The sequence below is a fragment of the Roseiarcus fermentans genome, from assembly GCF_003315135.1.
Classification (GTDB): domain Bacteria; phylum Pseudomonadota; class Alphaproteobacteria; order Rhizobiales; family Beijerinckiaceae; genus Roseiarcus; species Roseiarcus fermentans.
Map to the genome: position 1 here is coordinate 1 of NZ_QNRK01000086.1, position 1519 is coordinate 1519.

1 pseudogene is annotated in these 1519 nt (G+C 67.0%); it reads right to left on the reverse strand.

Features of this window, described 5'->3' with window-relative positions:
• Nucleotides 1–408 precede the first annotated feature (408 nt).
• A pseudogene (locus DFR50_RS31105) lies at nucleotides 409–1431 on the reverse strand (IS110 family RNA-guided transposase).
• Nucleotides 1432–1519 lie beyond the last annotated feature (88 nt).

Here is a 1519-nt window from a genome sequence, read left to right on the forward strand (position 1 = left end):
CCGCCGTCATGTGTGGATGGCCCCCGACTTGCAAGAGGCAATTTCAAGCGGATGGACGTACGGCCACTTGCGGTCATGTGTACGGCCTCTGGATTGCGGCGCGACATGGCCGCGGGCCCTGATGGGAACCGAGGATCGAGGCCTGATCATCGCGACGGGGTCGAGCCCCTATGACAGCGACAGGTTGCCCTCGATCGCCGGATTGACCGGACATTTGCCATCACGCGTGTTTTACCCTCGCAAGCGCCAAGCGGTCCCCGAGGGGTCCGCTTGAACGGGGTGGGTCAGTTGGGGCTGGCCGATCTCGTCTCCTTTCCATTCGCAGCGCGCGGCTGCGTCTGCTGTTCTTGCTGTGGGCATGTGGGCAACGCGGACGCGTTGTCCAAGCGAAGCGTCATGTCCACAGCCTCAGGCGGCCGCGGCGCTCGCCTCACGATAATCCTCCCGCCGCGTCATCAACGCCCAGCCGGTGCGCGCCATTTTGTTGGCCAGCGCGACCGCGACCACCTTGCGCGGCTTGGCGGCGAGCAACCTGGCGAGCCACGGGTCCGTTTTCGCCCGCTTGCTCTTCAGCACCGCGTTGGCGCCGTTGACCAGCAGCCGGCGGAGATAGCCGTTGCCGCGCTTGCTGATCGGCCCCAGCCACGTCTTGCCGCCGGTCCCCTCCTACCGGGGGACGAGGCCGAGCGAGGCGGCGAAGTCCGAGCCGCGACGGAATGCGGCCGGGTCGACCACCATCGCCGCCATGGCGCTGGACAGAATCGGCCCATAGCCGGGGGCGGTGATCAGGTGACGGTAGGTCGCGTTCTCGCGCCCCGCCTGAACGAGCTGTCGCTCGATCGCCTCGAGCCTGGCGTCGATGAACCGCAAGGTCTCGACGATTCTCGCCAGGCCTTCGCGCAGCGGGCTCGGAATGCGCCGATCGTCCGGGTTGTCCAGGATCGCCGTCAGGTCCTTGAGCCCGAGCAGCCCCTTGGCGGCGACGACGCCGAACTCCGCCATCAGGCCGCGAATGTGGTTCGTCAGCATCGTATGCTGCTTCATCAGGATTTCGCGCACCCGGTGAATGCCGGCGGCGGCCTGCTGGTCCTCGCTCTTGACCGCCACGAAGCGCATCGACGGCCGGCTGACCGCCTCGCAGATCGCCTCGGCGTCGGCCGGGTCGTTCTTGTTCCGCCGCACGTACGCCTTCGCATAGGCCGGCGGGATCAGCCGGACGTCGTGCCCGAACTTGCCGAGCTCGCGCGCCCAGAAGTGCGCCGTCCCGCACGCCTCCATGCCGATCAGGCAAGGCGGCAGCTTGCCGAAAAACGTCAGCATCTGCGACCGCCGCAGCGCCCGGCGCACCACGACCGCGCCCGCCCGATCGACCCCATGCACCTGAAACGACCGCTTCGCGATATCGATTCCGATTGTGCTAACCTCTCTCATGGATGGCTCCGCTGCAGTTGGTTTCGACAACCCAACTTTGGCACACAAATGCCGCGAGGGGGCCATCCACCCCATCATCGCGAGGAGC